Raw genomic sequence first — 24,841 nt, 5'->3', positions numbered from 1 at the left:
GCCGTTGTCTGGATGGTTACGTCCAGACGCAGACACGACTTATGTCGAACCTCATTTCGAACCTAGACACACATGCAATTCCCGGAATCCTGGCTTAGAACTTTCGTCGATCCCAAGCTCTCGACCGATGAACTCTCGCACGCGCTGACCATGGCGGGTCTCGAAGTGGAAAGCCTCGCGCCCGTCGCGCCGCCGACCACGAAGATCGTCGTCGGGCAGGTGCTGGAAGTGGCGAAGCATCCGAATGCCGACAAGCTTAACGTTTGTCAGGTCGACGCCGGCACCGGCGAGACGCTGACCATTGTGTGCGGTGCGCCGAACGTGTCGCCGGGAATCAAGGTGCCGGTTGCACTGGTCGGCGCTGAATTGCCGCCGGCCGAAGCGGGTGGTGCGCCGTTCGCGATCAAATTGTCCAAGCTGCGTGGCGTTGAAAGTCAGGGGATGTTGTGCTCGGCACGCGAACTGAAGCTGTCGGAAGATCACAGCGGCTTGCTGATCCTGCCCGCCGATACCCCGATTGGCCAGGACATTCGCCAGACGCTCAACCTCGACGACACCGTTTTCGAGATCAAGCTCACGCCGAACAAAGCCGATTGTTTGTCGGTATTCGGCGTCGCGCGGGAAACCGCCGCTATCACGGGCGCGGCGTTGCATGCGCTCGAGATGCCGCCGGTTGCTGTCACTATCGATGAAATATTGCCGGTCAACGTATTGGCGCCGGATTTGTGCGGACGCTTTTCGGGTCGAGTGATCCGCGGCGTGAACGCGCACGCGAAGACGCCGCACTGGATGGTCGAGCGTCTCGAGCGTTCGGGACAGCGCAGCATCTCCGCGCTCGTCGATATCTCGAATTACGTGATGCTTGAACTCGGCCGGCCGACGCACGTGTTTGATCTCGACAAGATCCACGGCGGTATTGAAGTGCGCTGGGGAAAAAAGGGCGAAACGCTCAAGCTGCTGAACGGCAACACGGTGGAACTGGATGAAACCGTCGGTGTGATCGCCGATGATCGCCACGTCGAAAGCCTCGCCGGGATCATGGGCGGTGACAGCACCGCCGTGTCGCTCGACACGACCAACATTTACCTGGAAGCCGCGTTCTGGTGGCCGGACAGCATCCGTGGTCGCGCACGCAAGTACAACTTTTCCACCGATGCCGCCCATCGCTTCGAGCGCGGCGTGGATTATTCGACGACCGTCGAACATATCGAGCGCATTTCGAAACTAATCCTCGATATTTGCGGCGGTAACGCCGGTCCTGTAGACGACCAGACGCTCAACGTGCCGACGCGCGAGCCGGTGAGCATGCGCGTATCGCGGGCGAACCGGATTATCGGCGTGGCAATTGGCGCCGAGGAAATTGCGCAGATTTTCACGCGACTTGGCCTGACGTTCACGCACGATGGCGACACGTTCGCGGTCACGCCGCCGCCGTATCGCTTCGATATCGAGATTGAAGAAGATCTGATCGAGGAAGTTGCGCGCATTTATGGCTTCGAGAAGATTCCGGCGCGTCCGCCGGTGGCGACCAGCGAAATGCGTCCGACCAATGAAACGAAGCGTTCGATTCACGTGTTACGCCACGCCGTGGCCGCACGGGATTATGCGGAGACGGTGAACTTCAGTTTCGTCGATGCCGAATGGGAAGCGGATTTTGCCGGCAATACGAATCCTGTGAAGCTGCTGAATCCGATCGCGAGCCAGCTTTCGGTCATGCGTACCACGTTGTTCGGCAGCCTGATCAGCGTGCTCCGTCACAATCTCAACCGGCGCGCGGACCGGATTCGCGTGTTCGAAGCGGGCCGCGTGTTCCTGCACGATCCGGCGATCAAAGCGGGCGAACTGGCTATTGAAGGTTTCGACCAGCCGAAAATGATCGGCGGTTTGGCTTATGGTCCGGCGTTCGAAGAGCAGTGGGGCGCGAAACCGTCCCGCAGCGTCGATTTCTTCGACGTAAAAGGCGACGTGGAAGCGCTGTTCGCGCCGGTCGTGCCGCGTTTCGTGAAAGCGGAACACCCGGCGCTGCATCCGGGGCGCAGCGCACGGATCGAAATCGACGGCCGGGCCGTGGGCTGGATCGGTGACCTGCACCCGCGCTGGATGCAGAAATACGATTTGCCGCACGCGCCGGTTTTGTTCGAAATCGAAGCTGACGCTTTGATTCAACGCGCATTGCCCGTACCGTCCGACGTGTCGAAATTCCCGCCGGTTCGCCGCGATATTGCGATTGTCGTGGACCAGAAGGTTGAAGTGCAGGCGCTCATCGACGAGCTGGAAAGTGCCCGTTCCGAGCCCGCCTGCAAGCATGTCACCAGGGTTGCTTTATTTGACGAATTTCGTCCAAAATCAAGCACTTCCGGTGGGTTGGACGCACATGAGAAAAGCCTTGCCTTCCGTGTAACGTTGCAAGATACTGGCGGGACGCTTCAGGACGAAACGGTCGAAACGGCCATCAAAACATTGGTGGAACGCTTGGCTCGAGTACATGGCGCGCGATTGCGCGGATAGCCTGCAGTTGGCCCCCTCCGTCTTCATCGGCACGCCATTTTTTCGATATGAACCAAATGAACTCGAGTGATTTCGAAGCCCTTCTTTCGGCGCAACGCAGCGCCATGATCCGAGATGTTCCCACTTCGAACGGTGCGGCAACGGCAGAAACGCCTACGCTGACAAAAGCCGAATTGGCCGAAATGCTATTTGACCATGTCGGGTTGAATAAGCGCGAAGCCAAAGACATGGTGGAAGCATTTTTCGAGGTCATTCGCGACGCGCTTGAAAGCGGCGACAGTGTCAAGCTATCCGGCTTTGGCAACTTTCAGCTACGCGACAAACCGCAGCGTCCCGGACGTAATCCAAAAACGGGGGAAGCCATTCCCATCGCGGCGCGTCGTGTTGTCACGTTTCATGCGAGTCAGAAGTTGAAAGCGCTGGTCGAAGCCGGTGCTGAAAACAGTTTCGGCCGCTGAAGTGACGGGCATTTGCCATTTGCTGCCCGAGCGCTTATTAGCGGCATTCGCCCCATTCGCGACATTCACCACGATGGTTGATTGACGATGGAAAAAGTCGTCCTGCCTCCAATCCCGGCCAAGCGCTACTTCACCATCGGTGAGGTCAGCGAGCTATGCGGCGTCAAGCCGCACGTGCTGCGCTACTGGGAACAGGAATTCACGCAGCTGCGGCCGGTAAAGCGGCGTGGCAATCGCCGCTATTATCAGCATCACGAAGTACTGCTGATCCGCCGCATTCGTGAATTGCTTTATGAGCAGGGTTTCACGATCAATGGCGCGCGTAATCGGCTCGATTCACATGGTCGTCCGAACGGTTCGGCTGGCGATATCGAGGACACGCAGGAAAGCGGTGCGATTCCCCAAGTGAATGCCGGGGTCGATGTCGATCAATTGCGTAAGGACATTCTGCAAGTGATCGATTTACTGGGCGGATGACGACTTGCGGGAATCACCCGCTGGCATCAAGCAGAAACAGAAACTCAAGCAAAAAGGCGTCGTGATTAATCAGCGACGCCTTTTTTGATTTTGATCGGAGCGAGAGCATACGCTCGGTTTTACGGGCTTTAAGCTTCGTCCAAAGCCGTTATTTTCGCGCGTTGTCGCGTTTGAATTCCAGGATCGGCAAATCCGGTTCTGACAGCATCGCCTTCAGTACGTCATTCGCAAATTCCTCAACCACCGCGTGCCATTCAATCGTGCCAACCGGAAAATCGCCAGGGCATTTTTTCCCCTGCGCCTTCCGGATTGCGCCGACGCTCAGACTCAACGCCCGCGCCCTCTGGAAGGTGGGATCGTTCGAGTCGGCAGGTGGGTTGATTTCGTGGTCCATAGATGGGCTTTCGGCAACGGGTGGAAAAACTTTAGGGTGAATCTGGCGAAAATATTTGCGCGCCGGAAGTCGCCGGAACATGAGTGTACACAAGCAAAACAGGGGCGGAAGAGCACAAAACGGGGACATAACCCGTAACAGCACGAATCCCCTGATTGCTCCAATCCGCGATCGGCAGGTATCGTGCTTCAAGAAAACGAGAAGGGAGCGCAGCATGGCGGAGACATTGGGCGTTGCAATTATCGGCGCGGGCATGATGGGCCAGGTTCACACGCGAGCAGCACGGCTCGCCGGCGCAACGGTGCGCGGCATTGCGTCATCGAGTGCAAGCCGCGCGGCGCAGGCGGCTGCCCGGTTGGGGATCGAACGGGGTTACGCCTCGGCGGAAGAGGCAATTGCGGATCCGTCGGTATCGGTTATTCACGTGTGCACACCGAACGCCAGCCATTTTCCCCTCGCGATGGCCGTGCTCAACGCCGGTAAGCATGTCATTTGCGAGAAGCCGCTGGCAACCTGCGCGAGCGATGCCGAAGCGCTGGCGCTCGCTGCGCGCAAGTCGGGTCGTATTGCGACGGTTCCGTTTGTTTATCGATATCACCCTATGGTTCGGGAAGCGCGTGCGCTCGTGCAGGACGGCAGCGTGGGGGCGCTGCAACTGATCCACGGCAGTTATCTCCAGGACTGGCTGCTAGGCGTCGACGACACCAACTGGCGCGTGGATGCCGCGCTGGGTGGGCCATCGCGGGCGTTTGCGGACATCGGCTCGCACTGGTGCGATCTGGTGGAATGGATCAGCGGCGAGCGCTTCGATGCCGTCGTGGCGAGCTTGCAGACAACGATCGCCGAACGTCCGGCCGGCTCGGTGCAATCGTTTACCGCGGCAGCGAAAGGCGGTCCGACCCAGACGGTGGGTACGGAAGATGTCGCCGGCGTTTTGCTGCGCACCAGGAACGGCGTGCTCACGACGCTGACGGTTAGCCAGGTGTCGGCGGGGCGGAAGAACCGGCTGTGGTTCGAGATCGATGGCGCAAAGACGAGCCTGGTGTTCGATCAGGAAAATCCGGAGCAGCTGTGGGTCGGCGAGCGCGATTCCACACGACTGCTGGTGCGCGATCCGTCGCGCGGAAGCGCTGAACAGCGTCGCCTCGCCACCTTGCCGGCAGGTCACGCGCAGGGTTATGCGCAATGTTTCGAGGCGTTCGTGGCGGACACCTACGCGGTGATTCGCGGCGAAACGCGCGAAGGTTTGCCGACATTCGAGGACGGCTGGCGCTCGGCGTGCATTGTGGATGCTGTGCTGGCGTCGTCGAAGGCGAATGGCTGGGTGCGGATTGAGTAACGGCGTGTTTGCAGGAAATACGCGCAGGTTTATCGGCATGGCAGGGAAGCTCGAATGAACCTGCTGACGAAGTTGTTTTAAGCGGCTTGCTCACACCGCGATATCAAAGAAATGACCGGTTCGTTGTACGACAATGGGCGCACGAACCGGTTCGTTAGAGACACTGTTGGCCCCTTGCATCGGCGTCCCGACGTCGTGCGCCAACAATCCCGTCTGCCTTGGCGACCAAACATCGGTTTAAACAAAAAAGTCTGCCCCGACGTGTCGATTTGCGGGCTGATCGCACGTCGTATCGAAAGAGGGCGCTGTTCGGCGCCGTCTCTCCAGTTAGTTGGTCAACCCGTTACATCCAGGAGCAAAGCAATGTCGACTTCAGCTGTCAAACCGATCCCGGAAGGGATGCATACGATCACGCTTCACCTGGTTTGCAAGGGCGCATCGGACGCCATCGAGTTCTACAAGAAAGCATTCAACGCGGTCGAGCAAATGCGTCTGCCGACTCCCGACGGCACGGTGATGCACGCCATGCTGAGCATCGGCGATTCAACACTGATGCTGGCCGAGGAATTCCCGAATTGTCGTAGCGGACCGCTGACGCTGAAAGGCTCGCCGGTCACGCTGCATTTGTATGTGAAAGACGTCGATGCCGCCTTCGCGCAAGCCGTCGCCGCCGGTGCAAAAGTCACCATGCCCGTCGCCGATATGTTCTGGGGAGACCGCTATGGCCAGATCGAAGATCCGTTCGGTCATCACTGGTCGCTCGCAACTCATACCCGCGATCTCACCGCCGATGAGATCCGCGAAGGCATGCCTAAGGGCATGCCGACGTAATTTCGGGCGAGTTCAGCTGCGATAGGCTGCACGACGCCGCGTCTGAAGCGTCAGTCCGCGGCGTCATACCGGCCAGCACTTTTGTGGGTTAAGCGTGTTCCCTTAACCCACAAACCTCAGGAGTTTCCATGCAGAAGATCTCTCCTTTTCTATGGTTCAACAACAACGCTGAGGAGGCCGCTCAGTTCTACACGAGCATCTTCAATCACTCGCGAATCCTGTCGGTGATGCGCTTCGGCGACGCAGGCCCGGGGCCGAAGGGCGCGGTCATGGGCATTGCATTCGAACTGGAAGGCCGGGAGTTCAAAGCGCTGAACGGCGGCCCGGTGTTCACCTTTACGCCTGCTATCTCGCTTTTCGTCGACTGCGAGACTCAGGAGGAAGTCGATAATTTGTGGGCCCGGCTCGGCGATGGCGGCGAACCGCAGCAGTGCGGCTGGATTAAAGACAAGTTCGGTGTGTCGTGGCAGATCGTGCCTGTGGCGCTTGGAAAAATGCTTCAGGACCCGGACGCGGAGAAATCGTCGCGCGTCATGCGCGCAATGATGGGCATGGTCAAGCTTGATATCGCGGGGCTCGAGCGGGTTTATCGGGGCGAGTGACTGCGGACCAAGCGGGGCGTCATGAGCGTTCTGTTAGCCGTCATTCGACAAATAACAAAAATGAATTTGGGATGACGCGCGTACGCCGGTAGGATCGCGCGTTCCGCAGCCTCCGCTATTGCATCCCGTCCCATGTCGATTTCCTTTGCACCCGAGCCCGCCGTCGCGTCCGCATCCGGATCCGCGTCAGCCGCCGCGCGTCCCGTTATCCGCAGTGCGGCCGATGTCTCACAGCTCGTCAATCGTGGCGCCGCGGTCGGCAGCGACGCGCGCATCGTTATTGCCATTGCGCTCGGTGGCGTGTTCCTCGACGCCTATGATCTCGGCGCGCTCGCGTTCGGGGTGAAGGACATTGCCCGCGAGTTTTCGCTCACGCCGGCCGCGACCGGTTTTGTCGCTTCAGCGATTACGTTCGGCGCGATCATCGGCGCGTTCCTGGGCGGGTATCTGACCGACAAGATCGGCCGGTATCGCGTTTTCATGGCCGACATGTTCTTCTTCGTGGTCGCCGCGATTGCGTGTGGACTCGCGCCCAATGCCTGGGTGCTCGGTGGCGCACGTTTTGTCATGGGATTGGGCGTGGGCATCGATTTACCGGTCGCGATGGCTTTCCTGGCGGAGTTTTCGCGGCTGAACGGGCGCGGCAACAAGGCGGCGCGCATCGCGATGTGGTGCCCGACCTGGTACGCCGCCATCAGCGTGTCCTATTTGCTCGTGCTCGCGTTATACGCCGTATTGCCTGCCAGCCATTCCGGCTGGCTGTGGCGGCTGACGCTGGGTTTCGGCGCGCTGCCGGCGCTCGTGATCATTGCGATTCGTAGCCGATATATCAGCGAGTCACCGGTCTGGGCCGCGAATCAGGGCGACTTGCGTGGCGCGGCGCAGATCTTGAAGCGCTCGTACGGCCTTGATGTCGAGGTCGATCCGGCCGCGCTGCAAAGCGCCAAAAAAACCGTGCATAAAGCGACATGGAGCAATTACGGCGCGTTGCTGCGCGGCGTGTACCTGCGACGTACGGTGCTTGCAACTGTCATCGCGGTGGCTTCGTCGTTTGCGTACAACGCGGTCGCGTTCGGATTGCCGGTCATCATTTCCAGCTTCCTCGCGCAGTCGATGCTCACTACCATTCTCGCCGCGCTCGCGTTGAATCTGTGTTTTGCTTTCGTGGGGGGATTGATTGCCGTGCGGACGGTGCCGAAGGTCGGCGCGTGGAAGCTGACCGTGCTGGGTTACGCGTTCCAACTGGCGGCGTTGATCGGGCTGGCGGTGGTCGGCCGTCCTGCGGGCGTCGCGCAGGTCGCGCTTGCAATCGGGTTTCTCGCGGTTTTCCTGCTTGGGCAAGGCTTCGGTCCCGGTTCGCACAGCATGACGTTTGCATCGCTTAGTTATCCGACGTCGTTGCGTGGTGTGGGCGTGGGTTTCAATCAGACGCTGATGCGCGCGAGCTCAACCGTTTCGCTGTTCCTGTTCCCCGTGCTTTCGGCGGCGCTCGGCACCAAGGTGTTCTGGATTATCGCGATCGCGCCGCTTGCCGGTTTGATCGCGCTGCTGGCAATTCGGTGGGAACCGTCGGGCTATGACGTCGATGCCGAGGATTTCGATACGGCTTCCGTCACCGTCAAACACGCTTGATGGCGGCGCGGGGTAGGCGAATGTTTGCTTCGTCGCGTGCGGACTGCGCCAAACGCCGGTACGATCCCTCATGGCGAATTCCAACCGCAGCGGGTTTGATCGCTGCATTACTCCATGTCCATGAGGAACAAAATGATCGTTGAAATGCGTATTTATCACTGCGCGCCGGGTCGTCTGCCCGCATTGAACGACCGGTTCGCGAACATTACGCTCGGCTTTTTCAAGAAATACGGAATCGAACCGATCGGGTTCTGGACCACGCTGGCCGGTCCAAGCAACCACGCGCTGACGTACTTGCTGAAATGGGAAAGCCTGGCCGAGCGCGAAATCAAGTGGAACGCGTTCCAGGCCGACGCCGAGTGGATCGCCAAGCGTGCCGAAACCGAGGCGAAGGCGCCTATCGTCGAGCGGATTGAAAATCACTTTCTGTCGCCGACGGCTTATTCGGCTTTGCGTTGATAGTTTGATGTAGCGATCTGCCCGGTTATCGGATTCGATACCCGGGCTTTTTTGTAACTGGCTCGCGAACGTGCGCTTCGTGAACGCAGGGCGTGCCCGGTGCGGCTCAAACCCCAGTTTTCATCTCTTAGCCTAGCGGTTTCAACAAAATCGCAAGGGCCTCACCAGCCGTGGCTATCGCAACGGCAGATTCGACCGGGTTCGTGTTGAAGAACGTCCACGGGCCGATATCGTCTCTGAACTGATTCCACGTTCCGATAAAACCGAGCGACAGAATCAGCCCGAAGAGCAGGCTGAATGCGATTGCCGCGGACAACCACTTGTTGTGATTAAAACTGTCCGGTGAAAACGCGAACACGCTCAGACAGAGCAACTGCACGGCAAGAACCACCAGTACTCCTGGATGGTATTGGATACCTTTGTATGTGAACGAACGCGACATGCGCGAGCGTTCATATCTGTTTCCCATGGCTCGTCCTCCTTGAGTCGTGGACTTCCGACCCCCGTTCATGGATCACTCTATAGCCGCTGCGCTCCCGTCAGGATACGCGGCGCGGCCCCGGCTGTCCTGCGTCAGGTCCCGGGCTGGGTCGGTGAGCGCGATGCGGTCGCTTTTAAGCACGTATGCTCTGACCGATGAGACCGCTGGCGGAACAGGCAGCGAGGGCGTCGTCAATCACGTCCGGGTGCGGGCCTGATCTGACTGTAAGCCCGCGTGGTGCTTCTTACACCTTTAAAATGTCTGCTCTGCGACTGGCGGCGGTCGATGCGGTGCGTCCCCGGCAGCACGGCTGTTGTGTCCCGGACGGGGCTACCGCGATCGTCGGCGGAAGGGTGGAGCACCGCAGATCGCGGGGCAAAGCGCCTTTGTTCCACGCGTTGTCGGGGCGGAACCTGGCGCCAGGTCAGCCGCACTGTGGCTAAAGTTTTCCCAATTCTTGTCGTCATACAGAGCGCTACCTATTACACCGGAGACCGCAATGAAGTCGGTAAGCGCAGAAATCGACATGGTGGAAAAGACGCTGCATGAACTCGTTCGGCGGCCACGTTTGATTCGTGGCATCTACTGGTCTACGCACATAGAGTGCCTTCTGGCGCGCCCGGGACTCCGGGCTCAAGACAAAGTATGGCTAGCCGCTCTGCTCAACTTGATCAGCAGCGTAGCGCCAACCGTTGAGCTCTCCCAGGATTTACGAGTTGATGCTTTGATTGCGACCTGAGCCGGGACCGCTGCTGTCTACGAACTGACCTGATCGGCTCTGACTTCGGCTCTGACTCAAACGGTTCACGCGAATGCACTCGGAGTGGAGGAGTGCGTGAGCAAAGAAAAAAGGACTTAGCCCGTTAAGGCTAAGTCCTTGATTTTCCTACAACTATCTTGGTCGGGGCGACAAGATTTGAACTTGCGACCCCCTGCACCCCATGCAGGTACGCTACCAGGCTGCGCTACGCCCCGAAAGATCAAAAGTATATCAGAGACTCTTGGATTTTAGAACCTGCAGACTCATCTTCGAAGCAAAGCCCGTCAGTTTCACTCTTCCAGCGAGCAAATGGCGTTCATTCCGCCACCGTGCCGGATGCCGGAAAACGACTTCGCGGTTCGGGGCGGTGCTGCCAGGGCCTATAGCCTTATGGCCTGCAAACTCAAGCAAACTCAATACCGCAACTCGGACTGTGTGTACTCGGACGTATGGATGGTCACTGATGGCTCGACGGGGCCTCTCCTCGCGCGAAACCTCAAAGCCATCACAGCGGCAACGACGCAAGGAATTGCGTAAGCCACTGCGCGTTCGCCACAAGCGGACAACGACGATAGATCGATGTATCGCTCACGATCGGTCGTGGTAGCTGAAGCAAAAACGAAAGTCAGCGTGAAATCCAGCAGCATCGCCAGACCGCAGAAGCCAATGAAAATGAGCGCGCCGTTGAACACCGGCGCGCGGCGGCCGGCATTCAACGTGTTGCAGACAAACACAAACGCCCCCAACAACGCGAAATTGAGGATCAACGGAAACCAGGGGAAATTCATCACACGTCCGCTCGGTGGTCTTGTTAGAAGGAAAGAGCCATCGATCGTCGGTTCCGGAGAGCCCAACGAGCGAAGTGGCGCGATCTTCACATGAGCGGTAGCGTGATTTGAATACGATTTATCCTAGTTTTCGAGGCGTCGGCGAAGATCCACGCGACCGGGCGGGGGCAACCTGATGCGGCATGGAACGGTCGACGGAATCATCGGCGGCGAGTGCTGCCGAGACGAAATCGATGAAAGTACGCACCTTGGTCGTCATGTATTTGCGGCTCGTGTAGACGGCGTATACGCGCGGTGCGAACGTGGTGTAGTCGGGGAAAAGGCGCGTCAGAACGCCTGACGCCAGTTCCTGTGCCACGATCCATTCGGGGAAGTAGGCGAGGCCAATTCCAGCGCGCACGAGTTGCAGCATCATGGAGCTGTCGTTGGTCTTGAGTACGGCGCTGTTTTTCACCGTGAAAACGCCGTCGGGACCGGAGAACTCAACGGTGTCCACGCTGGTGTACGTCGGCAGAACGATTTCATAACGTTCGCTGAGTTCGCTGGGATGCCGCGGATAACCCCGCCGCTTCAGATAATCCGGCGAGCCCACGAGCACGAACGGCACTTTGCAAAGCGGTCGCACGATCATCGTGGGAGAAGGTTCTGACGTTGCCCGCAATGCCATGTCATAACCTTCTTCCACCAGATCGACGAAGCGGTTTTCCAGCCGCAGATCGATCAGTACGTCCGGATAACGCGCCCGATAGGCGACCAGGATATCGGCGAACTTCGCGGTCGCGAACCAGCCCGGCGCCGTGATCTTCAGCACGCCTCGCGGTTGATCGGTTTGCGACCCGACCGCGGCTTCGGCGGCCTGCAAAATATCCAGCGCTTCCCGGCACTGCTCGTAATAAACACTGCCGGCTTCCGTCAGGCTCAGATGACGCGTGGTCCTGTTCAGCAAGCGAACACCCAGTTGCCGTTCGAGATTGGCGACGTGCTTGCTGGTCATCGCGGTGGAAATATCCAGCCGCTCGGCGGCTTTGACAAAGCTGCCGGCTTCGACGACATCGCGGAATACTCGCAGGCTGGTTAATGCATCCATGACTCGGCATCCATGACACTTTCCTGGCAGGAAACAAAGTGCTCAGTCTAGCGGCGTTTGTCTTCATGCCGCGTTCATCGGCCTCCGTCTAGCCTCGTCTCGCGACCATCTCGGAAACGCGTTGGGCCGCGTCCAGCAGCGGGTCGAGAAATGCCTTCACCATCTGCTTCGCGTTTTTGCGCTGCGCATTGCCGCTGATATTCAACGCCGCGATCACGCGTCCCTGGCGGTCGCGGATGGGCGCTGACATCGAAATCAGACCTTCTTCCAGTTCCTGATCGACGATCGCCCAGCCTTGCTTGCGCACCACGGTCAGCGCGGCTTTCAGCGCGATTTTATCGGTCAGCGTGCGGGGCGTGCGGGCTTCCAGCGGACTGGCATCGAGCACGGCGTCGAGTTTGTCTTCGTCGAGCGAGGCCAGCAGGACGCGTCCGAGCGACGTGCAAAACGCGGGCAAACGGCTGCCGATAGACAGGTTGATCGTAATGATCTTATGCGTGGGCACGCGCAGCACGTACACGATCTCCGTGCCGTTCAACACGGCGGCCGAACAACTCTCGTGCACCTGGCCGACCAACTCTTCCATCACCGGTTCGGCCAGGTTCCAGAACGGCATCGATGTCAGGTAGGCAAAACCAAGGTCGAGGATTTTCGCGGTCAGCGTGAAATAACGCCCGTCGGCGTCGACGTAACCGAGCGCCTGAAGGGTAAGCAGAATGCGGCGCGCGCCCGCGCGGGTCAGCCCCGACGCGGCGGCGACCTCGGACAAGGTCTGCGCCGGACGCGTGGCATCGAAGGAGCGGATGACCGACAAACCACGCGCAAACGACTGCACGTAAGCATCGCCGGGCCGCGAGGGAGAATCGGCTTCGGCAGGGGACGTGGTCATCGCTATTGGGTCCTATGAATCGAGCACATTGCGAGTGCATCGGTACAAACCCGAGGATCATTGACAGCGCAACGAATGCGGGAATACCATGACGTTTGTTCGCTAAACGAATCGATGTTCGCACAGCGAACTTAAAAATGCAAGCGACGCCGGGCAAGATCAAGTCACCCGGCGCGCTTTGATTCAGTTGCAATGCGGCTTCGATGCATTCGGCATTCGTCAAAGGAAGAGACGGCATGATCAACAAGATTTTCGATTCGCTGAGTTCAGCGGTGAAGGACGTTCAGGACGGCGCGACCGTGATGATCGGCGGGTTCGGCACGGCGGGCATGCCGTCGGAACTGATCGATGCGCTGATCGAACAGGGCGCACGCGAACTGACCATCGTGAACAACAATGCAGGCAATGGCGAGACGGGTCTCGCGGCGCTGTTAAAAGCGAAACGCGTGCGCAAGATCATCTGCTCGTTTCCGCGTCAGAGCGATTCGCAAGTGTTCGACGGCTTGTATCGCGCGGGCGAACTTGAACTCGAACTCGTGCCGCAAGGCAACCTCGCTGAGCGCATTCGCGCGGCGGGCGCGGGCATTGGTGGATTTTTTACGCCGACGGCCTACGGCACGAAGCTGGCGGAAGGCAAGGAGACGCGTTTTATCGATGGCCGGCATTACGTGCTCGAAGCGCCGCTGCACGCCGATTTCGCGCTGATCAAGGCATTCAAGGGCGATCGGTGGGGCAATCTGGTGTATCGGAAAACGGCACGCAACTTCGGCCCAATCATGGCGATGGCAGCAAAAACGGCCGTCGTGCAGGTATCGCAAGTGGTGCCGCTCGGCGGGTTGGACCCGGAAGATATCGTGACGCCGGGCATCTTCGTGCAGCGCGTGATTGAAGTGCCGCAAGCGGTGCACGCGGCAGAGCTGGCGGCAGAGACGGCAGCGGCGAAAGCGGCTTGAGCGAGTGCCGCTTAGCTGCAAGCCTTTTAGCCCAGCCGCAACAACGAATGCATCAAGCAAGGACATCGACATGAAAAAACTGACTCGTGACGAAATGGCGCAACGCGTCGCCCGTGACATTCAGGAAGGCGCGTATGTGAATCTCGGCATTGGCGTGCCGACGCTCGTCGCCAACCATCTCGCGGCGGATCGCGAAATCTTCCTGCATAGCGAAAACGGTCTGCTCGGAATGGGCCCGGCGCCGGAGAAGGGCGCGGAAGATGACGAACTGATCAACGCCGGCAAACAACACGTGACGCTGCTCACCGGCGGCGCATATTTCCACCACGCCGATTCGTTCGCGATGATGCGCGGCGGCCACCTCGATATCTGCGTGCTCGGCGCGTTCCAGGTGTCGGCCAAAGGCGATCTCGCGAACTGGCATACCGGCGCGCCCGACGCCATTCCTGCTGTCGGCGGCGCGATGGATCTGGCGATCGGCGCGAAGAAGGTCTACGTGATGATGGAACTGCTCACCAAGCAGGGCGAAAGCAAGCTGGTGCCCGAATGTTCCTATCCGGTGACGGGCGTGAATTGCGTGAACCGCGTGTATACGGATCACGGTGTATTCGACGTGACGCCGAATGGCTTCGTGGTGCGGGAAATTATCGAAGGGCTGTCGTTCGACGAATTGCAGAAACTGGCGCAGGTGCCGCTGACGTTTGAACCGCTCGAAGCGGCTACCACGCTCGACGCGTAATCGGAGTAGTCAAGGAGATGGGCATGAAAGAAGCTTTTATTTGCGACGCGATTCGCACGCCGGTCGGCCGTTACGGCGGCGCGTTGTCCTCAGTTCGTGCCGACGACCTCGGCGCCGTGCCGTTGCGCGCATTGATGGAGCGCAATAAGGACGTGGACTGGAACGCCGTCGACGACCTGATCTTCGGTTGCGCGAACCAGGCGGGCGAGGACAACCGCAACGTCGCGCGCATGTCTGCCCTGTTGGCCGGTTTGCCCGACGGCGTGTCCGGCTCGACGATCAACCGCTTGTGCGGATCGGGCATGGACGCAATCGGCGTGGCCGCGCGGGCAATCAAGTCGGGCGAAGCGGCGCTGATGATTGCGGGCGGCGTGGAAAGCATGAGCCGTGCGCCGTTCGTGCAGGGCAAGGCGACCACGGCGTTTTCGCGCCAGGCAGAGATCTTCGATACGACCATCGGCTGGCGTTTCATCAATCCGCTGATGAAGAAGATGTACGGCGTGGATTCGATGCCGGAAACGGCCGAAAACGTCGCGACCGACTATAAGGTTAGCCGCGAAGATCAGGACGCGTTTGCAGTGCGCAGCCAGCAGAAAGCGTCGCGCGCTCAGAAGGATGGCTCGCTCGCGCAAGAGATCGTGCCGGTTTCCATCGCGCAAAAAAAGGGCGATCCGGTGCTGGTCTCGCAGGACGAACATCCGCGTGAAACGAGCATGGAAGCGCTCGCGAGATTGAAGGGCGTCGTGCGTCCGGATGGCACGGTGACGGCGGGCAACGCGTCGGGCGTGAACGATGGCGCGGCGGCTTTGCTGATCGCCGATGAAGACAGCGCCAAGCGTTTCGGCCTCGTGCCGCGTGCGCGCGTGTTGGGCATTGCAACCGCCGGCGTGCCGCCGCGCGTGATGGGCATTGGTCCGGCGCCGGCGTCGCAAAAGCTGATGAAGCGCCTGGGCATGACCATCGATCAATTCGATGTGATCGAGCTGAACGAGGCGTTTGCATCGCAAGGTTTGGCTGTGCTGCGCCTGCTCGGCATTGCTGATGAAGATCCCCGCGTCAATCCGAACGGCGGCGCAATCGCGCTCGGCCATCCGCTCGGCATGAGCGGCGCGCGCCTGGTGACGACCGCGACGTATCAGTTGCATCGGACCGGCGGACGCTTTGCGCTGTGCACGATGTGTATCGGCGTGGGTCAAGGCATTGCGATCGCCATCGAGCGCGTGTGATGTCTGAGCCGACATTTTCGGCGGCGGGACGGCTGACGGACCTGATCTGCGGCACGCGCGAGATGAACGCCGTGTGGTCCGCGCGCCAGACCGTCCAGTCGATGCTGGATGTGGAGGCGGCGCTCGCGCGGGCATCGGCTGAGCATGGCGTGATTCCTTCTAGTGCAGTGGTGGCGATCGTGGCCGCTTGCAACGCTGATCTGATTGATCCTGACGCGTTGATGGCCGGCGCCGCATCCGGCGGCAATCTCGCGATTCCGCTGGTGAAGTTGCTGACCGCGGCGGTCAAGCGTAAAGATGCCGACGCCGCCAAGTACGTGCATTGGGGCGCGACGAGCCAGGACATCATCGATACCGGCACGGTTTTACAGTTGCGTTCCACGTTCGACTTATTGGAAGCGGGTTTGAACGAGGCTTGCGACGCGCTTGCCAGTCAGGCGGAGGCATATCGGACAACGCCGGCAATCGGCAGGACCTGGCTTCAGCAGGCGTTGCCGATCACGCTCGGGCTTAAATTTGCTCAATGGCTCGATGCGCTGACGCGGCATCGCGAGCGTCTTGCGCAGTGCCGGTCGCGCGTGCTTGCGCTGCAATTCGGCGGCGCGGCCGGCACGTTGGCGAGCCTGAGGGACAAGGCGCCGTTGGTCGCCCAATCGCTCGCCGATGACCTCGGCCTGCAACGTCCTTCGTTGCCATGGCATACCCAACGCGACCGCATAGCCGAAGCGGCGGCCTGTTTCGGCATGCTGACCGGTACGCTCGGAAAAATCGCCCGCGATATCTCGCTGCACATGCAGACGGAAGTCGGCGAACTGGCCGAGCCGGCCGCGACGGGCAAGGGCGGTTCATCGACGATGCCGCACAAGCGCAACCCCGTGGGCTGCGCTGCTGTTTTAACGGCCGCCATGCGCGCGCCAAATCTGGTTGCGACCGTGTTCAGCGGCATGGTTCAGGAACATGAACGGGCGCTCGGCGGCTGGCAGGCCGAATGGGAAGCATTGCCCGATCTTGCCCGCCTCACGGGCGGCGCACTCGCGCAGATCACGGCGATTGTCCTGGATATCGAAGTGAACGCCGAGCGGCTCGCAGCCAATCTGGATCTCACGCATGGATTGATTCTCGGCGAAGCGGTGATGCTCGCGCTCGGCGACCGAATTGGCCGACTCGACGCGCACACGCTCGTGGAACATGCATCGAAGCAAGCCGTGGCAACCGGCGCGACCCTTTACGACGTGCTCGCGAACGACGCGCGTGTCGCGCAACATCTCTCTCTTGTCCAACTGCAAGCCCTGCTCGATCCGGCGAACTACGTGGGTCAGGCGCATGCTTTTGTCGATGCCGCGCTGCGCGTGCATCGGCTCCCTTCATCCAGGAGTCTTCCGTAATGCCTTTTGCCGCCGTCAACGGTATTCAACTCTTCTATCGCATCGACGCCACCGCCGGGAGCGATGCACCCTGGCTCGTGTTGTCGAATTCGCTCGGCGCCGACATCTCGATGTGGACACCGCAAGTCGAAACGCTCGCCGCGAAATATCGCGTGTTGCGTTACGACACGCGTGGTCATGGCCGTTCGGATGCGCCCAAGGGTCCGTACACACTCGCGCAGCTCGTGGGAGACGTGATCGGTTTGCTCGACACGCTCGGCATCGAGCGCGCGCACTATTGCGGCCTTTCGATGGGCGGGCTGACCGGCATCGCGCTCGCCGCACGCCACCCGGAGCGCTTCGCGCGCGTGGTGCTGTCGAATACGGCGGCGCTGATTGGCTCGGACGCGGTATGGACGCCCCGGGCGGCGAAGGCCCGCGAGGAGGGCGGCATGCCTGCATTGGCCGATGCCGTCCTGCCGCGCTGGTTCACGGCTGGCTTCATGGCGGCGCACCCGCTTTTGCTGTCAGGTATTCGCGACGTGTTCCGCCACACTTCCGGCGAAGGTTATGCATCGAATTGCGAGGCGATCCGCGACGCCGATGCACGTGAAGAAGCGAAGACCATCAAGGCGCCGGTGTTGGTTATTTCGGGCACGCATGACCAGTCCACGACCGCTGCGCAAGGGCGCGAACTGGCCGGGTACATTGCGGGCGCGCGTTATGTCGAACTCGATGCCGCGCACTTGTCGAATATCGAGCAAGCGGACGTCTACACGAAAACGTTGCTCGATTTCCTGGGAGCCTGACATGACCGAAGACGAACGTTATGAAGCCGGATTGAGCGTGCGCCGCGCGGTGCTTGGCGATGCGCACGTCACGCGTTCGCTTGAGAACCGCACGGATCTCACGACCGAATTCCAGAACCTGATCACGCGTTACGCATGGGGCGACATCTGGACCCGCCCCGGCTTGCCGCGCCATACCCGCAGCCTTCTGACCATTTCGATGATGGTCGCGCTCAACCGCAGCGAAGAACTGGCGCTGCATTTGCGGGCAGCAAAAAACAATGGCGTCACGCGTGAGGAAATCAAGGAAGTGCTGCTGCAGACCGCTATTTACTGTGGGGTACCGGCAGCAAATTCGGCATTCCATCTGGCACAAAAGATCTTCGATGAGGACGATCGCGCGGCGTAGCAGTCGTCCTGGCAGTCAAACGAGATTCAGAAGCAGGGTGGAGATGAGCATGGCCTGACAAGGTGCCGTGCTGGATGTGTGGCGGTTGGTTGGATGTTGTTTGCATTTTGTTTGATCAGGACGGCGACGTGGTGAACCACGCCGCCGTCTTTGCATTTGGGGTAGCGGGTTTTGGTTTTTCTGACCTTGCGTGTCTGAACACGCGCTCGACGTTTTAGCTCATTCAGGATACTCGCAAGGCGCGTCCCGGGATATCTCATCCTGGTCACTGGTGCCAAATAAACACGAATAGTCCGGATAAAACGCTCGAATCCTCTATCGAATGGCCTATCTTCCGTCGTTTTAAGAGTTTACTGATAGGGGAAATTTATCTTGACCTGTCACAGTGGCACACGAGCGTGCTACCGGCTTTCTGCCTGACGGGAACCACATTGATCCGTGTCTGCTGGCTGCCGAGGCAAATCGGCGGCCATGTGCGTTCCTGCGCACGCTCAAGTCGCTGGTCCTGATCGATCGACCACCCGGGACCCGATGCCAAATGATTCCGAGGGCGCGTCCGCGCGTCCAAGACCTGAGTGAGCAAAAGAAATGAACAAGACGCAGCGCGTGGTATTGAAGAAGCAAAATGAAGTGTCCACTGGCCTGCGTGAGGCTGGCTCGCACGGTCTTTCGAAGATTGCGTGCTCCAGTCGGCGAACGAAAAAGGGCACTGCGATATTCCTGGCGCTCGCTCCATTCTCCTTGATGGCGGTGCCGCAAGTATCGAGCGCTGTGCTTGTCGACAACCTGGCGAAGGGTTCAAGCGAACGCGCTCAGGTCTATTCATCACAAGTGCGCGAGGCATTGAGCGCTGTTGCGCCACGTGCTTCCGGGTCGGGCAGTGAAGGTGCCGGCCGGGTTGCGGCGGTTGCCTTATCCGCGTCCAGCCTTACACCGGATCAGCTGATCGTATCCGGGCCAATCGACGGCTCAACGCCTACCGTAGCGACCGGTACGAACGCGGTTGCAATCGGCGTGAACGCGCACGCGAACGGGGACTATTCCGTTGCTGCCGGCTCATATGCGAGCGCGGCGACAGGCTCGGTGGCGCTCGGAGCAGGGGTGTCGGCATCGGGCAGTGAATCCACTGCACTCGGCGTTCGCACCAGTGTTTATTCGGACCATGGACTTGCCATGGGCTGGCGCACGTCCGTCAATGCAGACGCCACGGATTCCCTTGCAATTGGCTCGGGTGCGCAGGTTTATTCGGCGGCTGCCGGAGCGATTGGCAAGGATAACTCCGTGAATGGCGCGGGGACCTACGTGATTGGAAACAGTAACGTAGCATCAGGCGCGGATTCGTTCGTCCTGGGCAGCAACGTAACCGCGAGAGGACAGAACAGCATCGTGCTTGGCGCGAACAGCGACGGTTCGCTGGACAACGTGGTATCCGTGGGTGACGTCGGGTCGGAGCGGCGAATCGTGCATGTGGCGCCTGGGATCAGTGCCACGGACGCAGTCAACATGAGCCAGTTCAACGCGCTGGGCGAGAGGGCCAATGGATTTGTCGCGTATGACACTGCGGACAAGAGCATGGTGACGCTCGGGGGCCAACCGGGCGCACCTGCGGTAGCGCTCACCAACCTGAAGGCGGGCGCGTTGAGCGTACAAAGCAGCGACGCCGTCAACGGCGCCCAACTGAACGCGACCAATACGAACGTACAAGACGTTGCTGCCTCGCTCGCCACGCTGACGCGTGCGGAACCGTTGAAACTGTCGTACACGGACGACAGCAAATCGAACGTCGTGCTGGGTGGAACCGGCGGCACGATCTTGTCGAACGTGAAGGCGGGCGTCGCGGATCAGGACGCCGTGAACGTGGCGCAACTGAAAAGCGCAGGTCTGATCGACCCAACGGGTAATACGGTTGCTGCCATTACCTACGACTCAAAAGCGGATGGCTCGGTCAATCGAAGCAGCGTGACGCTGGGTGGTTCGGACGCCGTTTCGCCCGTCGCATTGCACAACGTCGCGGCCGGAGCCGTAAAAGCGGGCAGCACGGACGCGGTTAACGGTGACCAGTTGTTCCAGACGGCGCAACTTGTCGACGGCTTGCAGAACGGCGCCGCGCTCAAATACTTTGTATCGAACACAACGCTTGCCGCAGCATCCGCAAGTGGCCTCAACGCCACTGCGATCGGCGGTAATGCGCAAGCCATTGCCGGCAACACGGTTGCCCTCGGCGCGAACTCGGTGGCGGACCGGTTGAATAGCGTGTCGGTGGGCGCGGCGGGCAATGAGCGGCAGATCACCAATGTCCAGGCAGGCACTGCCGACACGGATGCGGTCAACGTTGGGCAACTGAAGAGTGCCGGTCTGGTCGATCAGACCGGCAAGGCAGTCACCGCGTTGGCTTACGACAAGAACGCAAGCGGTGCGACGGATTTCGGCAACGTCACGCTCGGACAGGGCATTGCCGGCGGCACAGCAATCCATAACGTAGCCGCCGGCACGCTTGCCACAGACGCCGTGAACCTGGGTCAGTTGAACGATATCGTTAGCCATGTCAGCAACTTCGTGACATCAAGCAGCGCGCTTTATAGCGCGGCCGGCGATACATCAACCGAAGCGGCGACGGCGAGCGGCACGCATGCCGTCGCGATGGGCGCGAACGCCACGGCCAGCGCCGCTAATTCGGTGGCGCTGGGGGCGGGCTCGCTGGCGGATCGCGCGTCGTCGGTATCGGTGGGAGCGGTGGGCAGCGAGCGGCAGATCACCAACGTAGCGGCCGGTACGTCAGCAACGGACGCCGTCAACCTGAGCCAATTAAACCAGTCAGCCAGTTCCACGCTCAATCAGGCCAACAGCTATACCGATCAGCGCTTCAATAATACCGACCAGCAAATTCGCGACCTCGACCGCAACACGCGCAAGGGGATTGCGGCCGCGTCGGCGCTCAACGTCGTGACGCCGTACCTGCCGGGACGAACGACGCTGAATGCGGGTGTCGCCGCTTATCGCGGGCAGGCGGCAATGGGTATTGGCGTTTCGCGCTGGAATGACAAGGGCAACATCAACTTCAATGGCGGAGTGTCGTCGTCGGGTGGCAACAGCACCATTGTGCGTGCGGGCGTGGGTTACGTGTTCGGCAGCTGACCAGCGTAGCGAATTGAACATTGCCGCCGTCACGGGCGGTACGCACAGCAAGTCCACGGAGCTCAATGCGCCGTGGATGTCACCGGGTCGAACCATGAAAAACATTATCCTCGCCGCAGCCTGCATCTATGCGCTGGCGGGCTGCGCCAACACGGAATTGCGTGACAGCCTGGGCATCCAGGATCCAACCGTTCTGCAAACGGGGTTCGGCACGCAGCAAAGCACGCAAGCGGGTGCGGCTGTTGAGCCCTGGGCGAGCGTCTACGGGCAAATTGAGAAACCTCGTGAGGTGCTTGTACTACTGCAAGCACGACTCGACCAACTGGATGAACGCAAGGCCAATTATTTTGGCTACAAAGACCAATGCTGGATCGACGTGGCAAAAAGCGAGATCGATGCTGGAGATCGTTGGGGCTTTGTAGAAGAGTCTATCGGCGAGGCTGCGCACCTGACCGCCGGACTTGAAGGTACACAGCCGTTGTCGCCCGAAAACCCATCGCTGCGGACGGTCGCAGTGCTGCGTCCGGACCTGACGACGAGTCTGCAGGCGATCATTGCCGATCCGCGGTTTATCTATTGCCCGCAGGCGCAAAAGCAGACAGCATGCGCCGAAGTCAAGTTGATGCACGCGGGCCATGATGCGTGGACCCGCCAGTTCGACAAGGCAAAAATCAAGGTCGACATGGTCGAGTCCACACTGGGTGAAGCGCGGCAGAGTCTTGACGGCTGCGTGATTCCGCGGGAGGACGTGAGTTCGTCCGACCCATTGCCCAAGCTTGTTGCGTTACCTGTCGACGCGTTGTTCGCGTTCAACGGCAGCAGCGTTGAATCCATCACATCGGAAGGCCGGGAGAGGCTCGATGGTTTGATCGCGGACGTGAAGGGAGACGGCGCCGTGTCGTCGATTACCGTGTCGGGTTTCACTGACCGCCTAGGCAGCGGGGTCTACAACCGGCGGCTCTCGCATCAGCGTGCCGAGACTGTCCGGCGTTATCTGATATCAGGCGGCGTGACGACTGTGGTGCAGGCACGAGGTTACGGCCGGGCATCGCCGGGAACGGATTGCCGGATGCGCGACCGACGTGCGCTGGTGACTTGTCTGGCAAACGACCGGCGTGTCGAGTTGCGCTTTTTACACAAGGAAGATCAGGGGACGTGAAGGGGGGACGTGAAGCGCACGGATTCACTCATCCACGCGCATGTCTCCGGGACGGTTAGTTTTAAACGTATTTTTGGAGGACGTGGACGTGCTGTGCAGGACGGGCAAGCGGCGCTATTGGTGGTCGCACATATGCATGCTCGCGAGCACGCGGAATCGTGAGAACGCGAGCGCATGCTAATCGCGGCGAAGCCTTCGACGTATGCAGCGGCGGCTCGGCTATCAGGAGCCGCCGCAGCACATGCTCAGGGCCTAGAACGCATAGTAAGGACCATTGCCCGCTGGTGTCGCACTCGCTTCGATCGCGGTAAAGACGCGTCTCCCGAAGAAGAAGGGCAGGCCCCAGTCGAAGTAGTTGCTTGCGGGTCCCGCCAGATTGCTGAGCGCGCTGTTGCCGGTTGCGAATAGCGACGTTGCGTTGCCCATTGTGAACGTCACGTTGCTCGTTGCCCCATTGATGCCGGCAACGGTCGCAGTCAGGCTTTGCACGGCGGTTGGACAGAACCAGAAGCCGCACGCCGGCACGGAGCTCAGCGCGAAGAACAGGCCATTCGATCCGCTGTCGATGTAACTCGTGCTGTAGGTTTGCCCCTGAAAGGCGGTCGAAACAAACCCTGTTATCGAGTTGCTCGGGAGGACCTGAGCGCTGCCAAGCAGATTGTTCGACTGTGAGCCGATTCCGAACGTCATGGTGCCGGTGACACTCGCTGCGCCGGTGGCGGCGACCGCGGGAAGGTCGATGACAAGGCCGTTGTTGTCGGTGGCGAATCGGCTTATTGGATTGGTCACCTGCTGTGCAACCGGCAACGTAGCTGCTACGCACGCGCCCGACGAGCAGCCGTAGTACCAGCGTGGCAAGGCGGTCGTGGCGCAGCCGCTGCCGCAGTCGGCGGTGAACGGCCCTACGCCGAGAATACCGTTGCTTCGCAGCGCCGTAGCGGTCAGCATCGGCAGGCCCGAGTTACTGCAGTCCGTGGGCACGGCCGGAATAGCCGGGTCCGCGATGACCTGGATCGATGTCGCCGCTGCCACCTCGCCGGCCAGATGCACGTCGGCAGTCCGCACCGAACCCCATGTGTATCCCGAGCCGAATACGGTACAGCTTGCCGCGGTCGAACCCGAGCTGGCCGCAACGGAGGGCAGCACCACGGTTGGCGCGAGCGCGGAGGCAAGGATGCGTAATCCCTGCGATCCCGTATCCACCTGGATATTGTCGATCGTCTGGCACGTGCTTGTTCCCGGAACGCAGATCGTCACGCTGGTTTGCAACATGTTGCGAGTACCGGTCGCGATCTGTGCAACGGTAATAGGCAGCACGTTAGGCGTGGTCGACTGAGCGACCGTGTTGGCTGGTGCGCTCGCAGGTGTAGCAGGTTGGGCGGGTGTCGCGGCAGTAGGCGTGCTGGCAGCGGATGCTCCGCTCGATGCCAGCGGAGCACTTGCGGCGGTCGGGGAACTTGCCCCGGCTGCCGCGGCGCTGGTTGAATCATTACTGCCACCGCCGCCGCCACCGCAGCCGGACATCGTGACGCTAACGGCAACGATCGCCGTGATAAGTACGCAGGTCAGGTTTCGCATGGTTACCTCTAGTCAATGTCTGCTGCCGTGACGCCGGCCGGCAACGCGCTGGGGAGCCAGGCACGGCCGCTGAAGTCGCGCAAGCGCACTGCCGTTTCCACCATGAGATCACTGCTGCTCACCCTTGATGAGTGCAGCCCGCTCGCATTGGGTAGCGCCGCGCTCGCTTCTTGCGTATACCGGCCGAACCAGGTGCCGAGCAGTACCGCGATATCGGGCATGGCCGGGCCGTCCCAACTGACGGCATAGACCTGTCCCGAGGAAGACACGTACTGGCGCACACGAATCTGATTGGCATCGGTCGATTCCTGCCAGCGCGCCGCGCTGTTCGCGGCTTGATGCAATACCGGAGGAGCGGCATCCGCTGTGTTTGACGAACTCGATGTGCCCGTTGCAACGATCGCGACGGTGGCGCCAAGTTGTGCGTGTGCCGGTCCGCTTGCCGCAATCACCAGCGCGGCAGCAGTTGCCCGAAGAGGGGTGAGGGACTTGATGTGAGGCATGGTGTTACTCCGTTCTCGTGGCCGTTCTTGTTATCTAGAATTAATTTTAGGATATGAGTGCCTCAAAAAACATGGATAGGAATTGTCTTGTGTGGTCTTTAAAAACGTCTCAAAAATTAGTTAAAAGTGCTTATTAAACAATGCGTTGGTTGCGAAAATTAGGCTAGGACAAAGCAAGAGCAATTGTCACAAATTGTCTTGATGGTCATCGCGAGAGCGATTTATGAGATTGAAGGTGGACTTCGGCGGACGAAAAAAGGAAGCCGGGCAGCACGTCGGAAC

General features: G+C 60.2%; 24 protein-coding genes and 1 tRNA gene. 17 read left to right on the top strand and 8 right to left on the bottom strand.

What is annotated here, in order from left to right; translation table 11 throughout:
* Positions 1 to 72 precede the first annotated feature (72 nt).
* From pheT to HB376_RS01750, 3 genes are all read left to right on the top strand, one after another.
* Positions 73 to 2,508 carry a phenylalanine--tRNA ligase subunit beta gene (gene pheT, locus HB376_RS01760; protein ID WP_213761697.1) on the top strand — a complete coding sequence of 812 codons (2,436 nt, stop codon included), beginning with the start codon at positions 73 to 75 and terminating at the stop codon, positions 2,506 to 2,508.
* Positions 2,509 to 2,555: 47 nt separating this feature from the next.
* Positions 2,556 to 2,966, top strand: coding sequence for an integration host factor subunit alpha (locus HB376_RS01755; protein WP_031359001.1), 411 nt, complete (start codon positions 2,556 to 2,558; stop codon positions 2,964 to 2,966).
* A gap of 87 nt (positions 2,967 to 3,053) precedes the next feature.
* Complete coding sequence (locus tag HB376_RS01750) at positions 3,054 to 3,443, top strand: MerR family transcriptional regulator (protein ID WP_213761696.1); 390 nt, start codon at positions 3,054 to 3,056, stop codon at positions 3,441 to 3,443.
* A gap of 148 nt (positions 3,444 to 3,591) precedes the next feature.
* Here HB376_RS01750 and HB376_RS01745 read toward each other — a convergent pair whose 3' ends face one another.
* Positions 3,592 to 3,837, bottom strand: coding sequence for a hypothetical protein (locus HB376_RS01745; protein ID WP_213761695.1), 246 nt, complete (start codon positions 3,835 to 3,837; stop codon positions 3,592 to 3,594).
* Positions 3,838 to 4,051: 214 nt separating this feature from the next.
* Between HB376_RS01745 and HB376_RS01740 the strand changes: the two genes are divergently transcribed.
* The 5 genes from HB376_RS01740 (at position 4,052) to HB376_RS01720 (ending at position 8,700) form a co-directional block, all read left to right on the top strand.
* The gene (locus HB376_RS01740; RefSeq protein WP_213761694.1) at positions 4,052 to 5,176 is read left to right on the top strand and encodes a Gfo/Idh/MocA family oxidoreductase; all 1,125 of its coding nucleotides are present in this window, start codon (positions 4,052 to 4,054) and stop codon (positions 5,174 to 5,176) included.
* Positions 5,177 to 5,539: 363 nt separating this feature from the next.
* Entirely contained in the window at positions 5,540 to 6,007 is a 468-nt protein-coding gene (locus HB376_RS01735) for a VOC family protein (protein ID WP_213761693.1), read from the top strand.
* Positions 6,008 to 6,135: 128 nt separating this feature from the next.
* Positions 6,136 to 6,609 (top strand): VOC family protein, encoded by a 474-nt coding sequence (locus HB376_RS01730; RefSeq protein ID WP_213761692.1) that lies wholly within the window; start codon positions 6,136 to 6,138, stop codon positions 6,607 to 6,609.
* Positions 6,610 to 6,741: 132 nt separating this feature from the next.
* Positions 6,742 to 8,241, top strand: coding sequence for an MFS transporter (locus tag HB376_RS01725; protein ID WP_213761691.1), 1,500 nt, complete (start codon positions 6,742 to 6,744; stop codon positions 8,239 to 8,241).
* 132 nt (positions 8,242 to 8,373) lie between these two features.
* Positions 8,374 to 8,700 (top strand): NIPSNAP family protein, encoded by a 327-nt coding sequence (locus HB376_RS01720; protein WP_213761690.1) that lies wholly within the window; start codon positions 8,374 to 8,376, stop codon positions 8,698 to 8,700.
* Between the two features lie 127 nt (positions 8,701 to 8,827).
* Here HB376_RS01720 and HB376_RS01715 read toward each other — a convergent pair whose 3' ends face one another.
* Positions 8,828 to 9,169, bottom strand: a complete 342-nt coding sequence (locus tag HB376_RS01715) for a hypothetical protein (protein ID WP_255631102.1) — start codon at positions 9,167 to 9,169, stop codon at positions 8,828 to 8,830.
* Between the two features lie 511 nt (positions 9,170 to 9,680).
* Here HB376_RS01715 and HB376_RS01710 point away from each other — a divergent pair.
* Complete coding sequence (locus tag HB376_RS01710) at positions 9,681 to 9,920, top strand: hypothetical protein (protein WP_213761689.1); 240 nt, start codon at positions 9,681 to 9,683, stop codon at positions 9,918 to 9,920.
* A gap of 159 nt (positions 9,921 to 10,079) precedes the next feature.
* Here the strand turns inward: HB376_RS01710 and HB376_RS01705 are convergent.
* The 4 genes from HB376_RS01705 to HB376_RS01690 all read right to left on the bottom strand — a co-directional run bounded on the left by HB376_RS01705 (position 10,080) and on the right by HB376_RS01690 (position 12,705).
* Positions 10,080 to 10,156, bottom strand: a tRNA-Pro gene (locus HB376_RS01705).
* Between the two features lie 198 nt (positions 10,157 to 10,354).
* Entirely contained in the window at positions 10,355 to 10,729 is a 375-nt protein-coding gene (locus tag HB376_RS01700; protein ID WP_213761688.1) for a hypothetical protein, read from the bottom strand.
* A 118-nt stretch (positions 10,730 to 10,847) separates the two neighbouring features.
* Positions 10,848 to 11,816, bottom strand: coding sequence for a LysR family transcriptional regulator (locus HB376_RS01695; protein WP_213761687.1), 969 nt, complete (start codon positions 11,814 to 11,816; stop codon positions 10,848 to 10,850).
* Between the two features lie 88 nt (positions 11,817 to 11,904).
* Positions 11,905 to 12,705: an IclR family transcriptional regulator gene (locus tag HB376_RS01690; RefSeq protein WP_213761686.1), complete on the bottom strand. Its 801-nt coding sequence runs from the start codon at positions 12,703 to 12,705 to the stop codon at positions 11,905 to 11,907.
* Between the two features lie 236 nt (positions 12,706 to 12,941).
* On the opposite strand from HB376_RS01690, the gene HB376_RS01685 reads away from it, so the two are divergent.
* From HB376_RS01685 to HB376_RS01650, 8 genes are all read left to right on the top strand, one after another.
* The gene (locus HB376_RS01685; protein WP_213761685.1) at positions 12,942 to 13,658 is read left to right on the top strand and encodes a 3-oxoacid CoA-transferase subunit A; all 717 of its coding nucleotides are present in this window, start codon (positions 12,942 to 12,944) and stop codon (positions 13,656 to 13,658) included.
* A 70-nt stretch (positions 13,659 to 13,728) separates the two neighbouring features.
* On the top strand, positions 13,729 to 14,397 hold the full coding sequence (locus tag HB376_RS01680) for a 3-oxoacid CoA-transferase subunit B (RefSeq protein WP_213761684.1): 669 nt from the start codon (positions 13,729 to 13,731) through the stop codon (positions 14,395 to 14,397).
* Between the two features lie 23 nt (positions 14,398 to 14,420).
* A complete protein-coding gene (pcaF, locus tag HB376_RS01675) occupies positions 14,421 to 15,623 on the top strand; it encodes a 3-oxoadipyl-CoA thiolase (RefSeq protein ID WP_213761683.1) in 1,203 nt (400 codons plus the stop codon).
* A complete protein-coding gene (locus tag HB376_RS01670) occupies positions 15,623 to 17,008 on the top strand; it encodes a 3-carboxy-cis,cis-muconate cycloisomerase (protein WP_213761682.1) in 1,386 nt (461 codons plus the stop codon). Before pcaF ends, HB376_RS01670 begins: the two co-directional genes overlap by 1 nt.
* Positions 17,008 to 17,796: a 3-oxoadipate enol-lactonase gene (pcaD, locus tag HB376_RS01665; RefSeq protein WP_213761681.1), complete on the top strand. Its 789-nt coding sequence runs from the start codon at positions 17,008 to 17,010 to the stop codon at positions 17,794 to 17,796. Before HB376_RS01670 ends, pcaD begins: the two co-directional genes overlap by 1 nt.
* Before the next feature lies 1 nt (position 17,797).
* Positions 17,798 to 18,184 carry a 4-carboxymuconolactone decarboxylase gene (gene pcaC, locus HB376_RS01660; RefSeq protein ID WP_165091834.1) on the top strand — a complete coding sequence of 129 codons (387 nt, stop codon included), beginning with the start codon at positions 17,798 to 17,800 and terminating at the stop codon, positions 18,182 to 18,184.
* Between the two features lie 588 nt (positions 18,185 to 18,772).
* Complete coding sequence (locus tag HB376_RS01655; protein ID WP_255631101.1) at positions 18,773 to 21,319, top strand: YadA family autotransporter adhesin; 2,547 nt, start codon at positions 18,773 to 18,775, stop codon at positions 21,317 to 21,319.
* 94 nt (positions 21,320 to 21,413) lie between these two features.
* A complete protein-coding gene (locus tag HB376_RS01650) occupies positions 21,414 to 22,478 on the top strand; it encodes an OmpA family protein (protein ID WP_213761680.1) in 1,065 nt (354 codons plus the stop codon).
* 252 nt (positions 22,479 to 22,730) lie between these two features.
* Here HB376_RS01650 and HB376_RS01645 read toward each other — a convergent pair whose 3' ends face one another.
* The gene (locus HB376_RS01645; protein ID WP_213761679.1) at positions 22,731 to 24,056 is read right to left on the bottom strand and encodes a DUF3443 domain-containing protein; all 1,326 of its coding nucleotides are present in this window, start codon (positions 24,054 to 24,056) and stop codon (positions 22,731 to 22,733) included.
* Between the two features lie 8 nt (positions 24,057 to 24,064).
* Entirely contained in the window at positions 24,065 to 24,559 is a 495-nt protein-coding gene (locus tag HB376_RS01640) for a DUF2844 domain-containing protein (RefSeq protein WP_213761678.1), read from the bottom strand.
* Between the last annotated feature and the right edge of the window lie 282 nt (positions 24,560 to 24,841).

Source organism: Caballeronia sp. dw_19 (assembly GCF_018449515.1).
Classification (GTDB): Bacteria; Pseudomonadota; Gammaproteobacteria; order Burkholderiales; family Burkholderiaceae; genus Caballeronia.
This window is presented reverse-complemented; position numbering and strand designations above follow the sequence as displayed.

Coding starts and splice junctions, on each gene's coding strand:
- HB376_RS01655 (WP_255631101.1), top strand. CDS start 18,773: ATGAACAAGACGCAGCGCGTGGTATTGAAGAAGCAAAATGAAGTGTCC.
- HB376_RS01695 (WP_213761687.1), bottom strand. CDS start 11,816: ATGGATGCATTAACCAGCCTGCGAGTATTCCGCGATGTCGTCGAAGCC.
- HB376_RS01680 (WP_213761684.1), top strand. CDS start 13,729: ATGAAAAAACTGACTCGTGACGAAATGGCGCAACGCGTCGCCCGTGAC.
- HB376_RS01750 (WP_213761696.1), top strand. CDS start 3,054: ATGGAAAAAGTCGTCCTGCCTCCAATCCCGGCCAAGCGCTACTTCACC.
- HB376_RS01640 (WP_213761678.1), bottom strand. CDS start 24,559: ATGCCTCACATCAAGTCCCTCACCCCTCTTCGGGCAACTGCTGCCGCG.
- HB376_RS01740 (WP_213761694.1), top strand. CDS start 4,052: ATGGCGGAGACATTGGGCGTTGCAATTATCGGCGCGGGCATGATGGGC.
- HB376_RS01720 (WP_213761690.1), top strand. CDS start 8,374: ATGATCGTTGAAATGCGTATTTATCACTGCGCGCCGGGTCGTCTGCCC.
- HB376_RS01745 (WP_213761695.1), bottom strand. CDS start 3,837: ATGGACCACGAAATCAACCCACCTGCCGACTCGAACGATCCCACCTTC.
- HB376_RS01690 (WP_213761686.1), bottom strand. CDS start 12,705: ATGACCACGTCCCCTGCCGAAGCCGATTCTCCCTCGCGGCCCGGCGAT.
- HB376_RS01700 (WP_213761688.1), bottom strand. CDS start 10,729: ATGAATTTCCCCTGGTTTCCGTTGATCCTCAATTTCGCGTTGTTGGGG.
- HB376_RS01735 (WP_213761693.1), top strand. CDS start 5,540: ATGTCGACTTCAGCTGTCAAACCGATCCCGGAAGGGATGCATACGATC.
- HB376_RS01685 (WP_213761685.1), top strand. CDS start 12,942: ATGATCAACAAGATTTTCGATTCGCTGAGTTCAGCGGTGAAGGACGTT.
- HB376_RS01730 (WP_213761692.1), top strand. CDS start 6,136: ATGCAGAAGATCTCTCCTTTTCTATGGTTCAACAACAACGCTGAGGAG.
- HB376_RS01725 (WP_213761691.1), top strand. CDS start 6,742: ATGTCGATTTCCTTTGCACCCGAGCCCGCCGTCGCGTCCGCATCCGGA.
- HB376_RS01715 (WP_255631102.1), bottom strand. CDS start 9,169: ATGGGAAACAGATATGAACGCTCGCGCATGTCGCGTTCGTTCACATAC.
- pcaC (WP_165091834.1), top strand. CDS start 17,798: ATGACCGAAGACGAACGTTATGAAGCCGGATTGAGCGTGCGCCGCGCG.
- HB376_RS01670 (WP_213761682.1), top strand. CDS start 15,623: ATGTCTGAGCCGACATTTTCGGCGGCGGGACGGCTGACGGACCTGATC.
- pcaF (WP_213761683.1), top strand. CDS start 14,421: ATGAAAGAAGCTTTTATTTGCGACGCGATTCGCACGCCGGTCGGCCGT.
- pheT (WP_213761697.1), top strand. CDS start 73: ATGCAATTCCCGGAATCCTGGCTTAGAACTTTCGTCGATCCCAAGCTC.
- HB376_RS01755 (WP_031359001.1), top strand. CDS start 2,556: ATGAACCAAATGAACTCGAGTGATTTCGAAGCCCTTCTTTCGGCGCAA.
- HB376_RS01645 (WP_213761679.1), bottom strand. CDS start 24,056: ATGCGAAACCTGACCTGCGTACTTATCACGGCGATCGTTGCCGTTAGC.
- HB376_RS01710 (WP_213761689.1), top strand. CDS start 9,681: ATGAAGTCGGTAAGCGCAGAAATCGACATGGTGGAAAAGACGCTGCAT.
- pcaD (WP_213761681.1), top strand. CDS start 17,008: ATGCCTTTTGCCGCCGTCAACGGTATTCAACTCTTCTATCGCATCGAC.
- HB376_RS01650 (WP_213761680.1), top strand. CDS start 21,414: ATGAAAAACATTATCCTCGCCGCAGCCTGCATCTATGCGCTGGCGGGC.